Annotated in this window: 4 protein-coding genes and 2 pseudogenes; 5 read left to right on the plus strand and 1 reads right to left on the minus strand. The window is 42.8% G+C overall.

Annotation, left to right across the window (positions count from 1 at the left end):
• From MHM93_RS19215 to MHM93_RS19230, 4 genes and pseudogenes are all read left to right on the plus strand, one after another.
• Positions 1-190 (plus strand): annotated as a pseudogene (locus tag MHM93_RS19215) (NO-inducible flavohemoprotein); the annotation flags it as partial.
• A 294-nt stretch (positions 191-484) separates the two neighbouring features.
• Positions 485-1,261, plus strand: a complete 777-nt coding sequence (locus MHM93_RS19220) for an MBL fold metallo-hydrolase (RefSeq protein WP_239450214.1) — start codon at positions 485-487, stop codon at positions 1,259-1,261.
• Between the two features lie 21 nt (positions 1,262-1,282).
• A complete protein-coding gene (locus MHM93_RS19225) occupies positions 1,283-1,684 on the plus strand; it encodes an ester cyclase (RefSeq protein ID WP_239450215.1) in 402 nt (133 codons plus the stop codon).
• A gap of 65 nt (positions 1,685-1,749) precedes the next feature.
• Entirely contained in the window at positions 1,750-2,736 is a 987-nt protein-coding gene (locus tag MHM93_RS19230) for a helix-turn-helix domain-containing protein (RefSeq protein WP_239450216.1), read from the plus strand.
• A 619-nt stretch (positions 2,737-3,355) separates the two neighbouring features.
• Here the strand turns inward: MHM93_RS19230 and MHM93_RS19235 are convergent.
• A complete protein-coding gene (locus tag MHM93_RS19235) occupies positions 3,356-4,009 on the minus strand; it encodes an AbiV family abortive infection protein (protein WP_239450217.1) in 654 nt (217 codons plus the stop codon).
• 76 nt (positions 4,010-4,085) lie between these two features.
• Between MHM93_RS19235 and MHM93_RS19240 the strand changes: the two are divergent.
• Positions 4,086-4,271: pseudogene (locus MHM93_RS19240) on the plus strand (NO-inducible flavohemoprotein); the annotation flags it as partial.

Raw genomic sequence — 4,271 nt, forward strand, 5'->3', positions numbered from 1 at the left:
AGGCGACATGGTCAATACATTTAACGGCTTCATGGATTTCTGCGCTATCACACTGCCCATCGACGATGGTGATTTTTACGTGTGTGGTCCGCTGGCCTTCATGAAATTTGTAAAAACCCACTTAATCGCACTGGGGGTAAGTAACCATCGAATACACTACGAAGTGTTTGGCCCCCACGCTGAGCTATAGGTTAATAGATTAACACTTTGTTTAGAAAGAAGATGCCTGGTAAGTAATAACAATTAATACAGCAAAGCCAAGCATTTTTGCCCACAACATCAGTAAATACCAGTATGTATCTATGAAGTACTCGATGGTGGAGCATGGCTTCGAGCACAGTCGTTGGCAACGTCAAGTGCTCTGCTCTTGCCGCCAGTTTGGCCCAATACCATTTCAATATGTCCTTTAAGCCACTTTTGGCTGTGTATTATGTTGCTTAAAATATCTCCACTGAAGCAAACGTAGCAACTCTGGAGCACGATTATGAAAATCACACAAATCCGCAATGCAACGCAAATTATCGAATTCGCTGGCAAAACATTTTTAATTGACCCGATGCTAGCGCCAAAAGACACCTACCCAGGTTTTGAAGGTACGGCCAATTCTCACATTCGTAACCCGATGGTTGAATTACCCCTGCCGATTGAAAGCGTGATAAATGTTGATGCTGTATTGTTAACTCATACTCATCCGGACCATTGGGATGAAACTGCTGTAAATTCTATTCCAAAAGATAAACTGATTTTTGTGCAGCATGAAGATGATGAAAAAATTGTTCGCTCACAAGGTTTTACTAATGTGAAAATCTTCTCAGAACAAACCGATTACCATGGCATTTCGTTTACTCGTACTGTTTGTCAGCATGGCTCAGATGCCGCTTTTGAGCATGAACAAATGGCAGAAATCTTAGGGGAAGTAACGGGTATTATCTTCTCGCATGCTGACGAAGAGAAACTTTATGTTGTGGGCGATACAATCTGGATTGACGCTGTTGAAGAAACAATGAAAAAAGAGCAACCAGGTGTTGTTATTCTTAATACAGGTTGGGCGCATGTTCTTGGTTTTGGCCCTATTATTATGGGTAAAGAAGATGTTTTAAAAACCCACCAAGTACTGCCTGAAGCGAAAATTGTTGCCACTCATATGGGAGCAGTAAATCATGCCCTGGTAACAACTCAAGAAATGCGTGATTATGCTAAAGCGAATATGATCACTGATTTTGTGTTTGTTCCTGAAGATGGCGAAACGGTCGTACTTTAAGATAGTAAAAGGGGTTAGATAATGAACAATATAAAAAATATTGATTTAGTAGCATCTTTCTATCAAGCCATTGAAGATAACGACTACGAGAGTGTAGCAGCTCTGTGCCATGAGCAGTTTACCTTTTACTCTCAGCTTGATACACCGTTAGATATTAATGGCTTTCTCGCTCAGGAAAAGGGGAATATGGATGATTACCCAGGTTTTACCTTTCGCATACACGATATCTTCGCTCATGATGATAAAGTTGCCTGTTATATGATATTTGAAGGTGTTCATTCGGCCGCGATGCATGATATTCAGCCAACGAATAAGAAGGTGCGTTTTTCTTTGATGATGTTGCTAACCATCAAAGATGACAAAATATTTGAAAAGCGCGCCCATTTCAATGAAGCTGATATTATGAAGCAATTGCAAAGCTAGCCTTATCGGCGTGCTAACACAGAGCATCGGATTTATTGCTCTGTGTTGGCGCAATGGACATATCTATGAATTCACCAGAAAGTAAACCTCTCCCGTCAGTGGCTGTTATTGTATTCAACCGATTCAGTCCATTTCATATTTCTGTACCAAGTATTGTCTTTGGCCGCGACACGTTAAACGAAGCCTTTTTCGAGCTTAACTTTATCGCCGGAGAACCAGGTCCACTATTATCTGATATCGGGATGGAAATTCACCCCAACAAGCAGCTCTGTGAACTAGAGCGCAGTGATATTATTATCGTGCCATACTGGCGCGCTATTGATGAACGCCCGAACCAACAGCTTATTGACGCGCTTCGCCGTGCAAAAGGCAGAGGCGCATTAATAGCTGGCTTGTGTCTTGGTGGCTATGTTCTCGCTTATGCTGGCTTGTTAAGTGGAAAGCGAGCTGCCACACACTGGGAGTTAGAACAAGATTTTAGCCAGCGCTTTACTAATGTAGCGCTTGATGCGAACGCTCTTTATGTTGAAGATCAAGGGGTGATCACGTCTGCTGGTACCGCTGCTGGTATTGATTGTTGTTTATATATATTTCGAAAGTTCTACAGCAGCACTGTTGCCAATCGCGTGGCTCGTCGTATGGTAGTGCCACCCTATCGTGATGGCGGACAGGCGCAGTTTATTGATCAACCCATACCGGTGACGACATCGGATTCTCGCATTAACACTTTAATGGATACCATTAGACGTAACATTAACCAAAAGTATTCACTCGATAAACTGGCTGACTCCGTAATGATGACCCGCCGTACTTTCACAAGAAAGTTCAATAAGGCGACAGGTATGTCCTTTGGAGAATGGCTCACTGGCGAGCGGCTCAACCTGGCTCAAGACTTACTTGAGTCCACAGACTTATCGATTGACCAAATTGTAGCTAAAACAGGCTTTAGTTCTGTTCTTATTTTCAGAGAAAAATTTAAAGAACGCTATGAAGTAACCCCAAATCGATGGAGAAAAACATTCCACCAAAAACCAGCCCCACAAAATAACTAATGCATCATTGCCGAGGGCTACTTGCTGTGCAAGTCGCTTTACCTATTTCACTACTCATGTTGTTGAAAAATAATGCTAGAGACCTTGGCTGCGCCTAGTTACTTCTCCTCTGCTACTGAGTTACATGCCAGCGAAATCCACACTCAACAATTGTTTGCTCAACATAAAGAATTGCTAGCAACACTTTACTTTGTTGAGTAGCGCAAGATTAAAGTTAACCGATGAATGTCTAGTGGCCCTAAACGATAAGTTGTATCGACTGATTTAGGCAGTGATTAGACGCCCCGTTGGCACGCATTTATATAGACCCTTAAGCAAAATCACTTACACCTGAACTAAGCCTGCAACTAACTCGGCAATGAACATTGACCACTGCGTTTTGAATAGCGCCGGTAAAGGTTAACCGATAAATGTCTAGTGGCCCGGCTTCAACTGTTATTCTACCGAAGTCGGCAGCGGTGCGACCGCACTAAGAAACCCTCTATATGTGTTTGCTGTATGTGATCTTAACAGCGATTGAGACAGAAGAAGTATGTGTTTTTGTTTAGGGATTTGGTCTGGCTGCTGACGCAGCCAGAAAAACACTATTGCCTATTTGACGGGAGAAGGCTCATATGTGTTAGTTTCGTTGGCGATTCTTCGTTTTCCAACCGTTATTCTTAATTCCACTCTTGTGGGGCCATTTCAAAAGCTTTTTGTAGATCTGATAATCAAACACCTCATCCATATCCTTACTACCCTCGAAGTAGAACTCATCTTCTTCGATTCTTTCGCATATTCTGAGCAGCTCATCGTTGATAATTGAAATAAACTGCTTTGCATCTTTTTGTTTTATTTTCCAAGGGGTTGAAACCCTACTATCTGTATCGATCTTACCTTTTGAGCGAGACAAGCCAACGTAGATTGCATTTTGCTTTTTCTCTTCAAGCTTTCGGCTTTGGATCAGAGAAATAAACTTCGGCGAATAATCACCTGTTTCTCTTGCCACAAAGTTCCACTGCTTTTTTGGATGCAAGTACAGAAGCTTTAGCCATTCTTGCTCAAACTCAGCATCAGGGTAGCCCTCATTGGTTTCCGATGACCATATGTAGTGATCTACCCAGTTGGCCTTTGAGAATTCCTCCAAAGCCAAGACTGAAAGCTGAAGAGCGCTTGGGTAGGAACCATTTTCATAGAGCAACACAGAGTCAAAATGAAGACGGATAGTATTTCTCAAAGACTCCGTAGCAACTTTATTCAACTTGTACTTTGAAATTCCGTCTTCTTTCTTCACTGATACTCCGATTCAGAAACTAACGCTTTGCTAAGGGGCAATTAGCAGTTGGCTAAACTTGCGCGAAGCGTTGCCCATGCAAGCCATGTTAGAAACCCTAGCCGCGCGTAATTACCCCTTCCCAGTGACCTATCTCCATGCCTGCGAAACCCGTGCCCAACACTCGTTTGCTCAGCACACCGCAAAACTATGCGCTGACCACCACTGGCAACATGCGACCTGGTATAACCACGAGCCAGGCGACATGGTCAATACATTTAAC

This window comes from Pseudoalteromonas sp. MM17-2 (assembly GCF_022347945.1).
GTDB classification, from domain to species: Bacteria; Pseudomonadota; Gammaproteobacteria; order Enterobacterales; family Alteromonadaceae; genus Pseudoalteromonas; species Pseudoalteromonas ruthenica.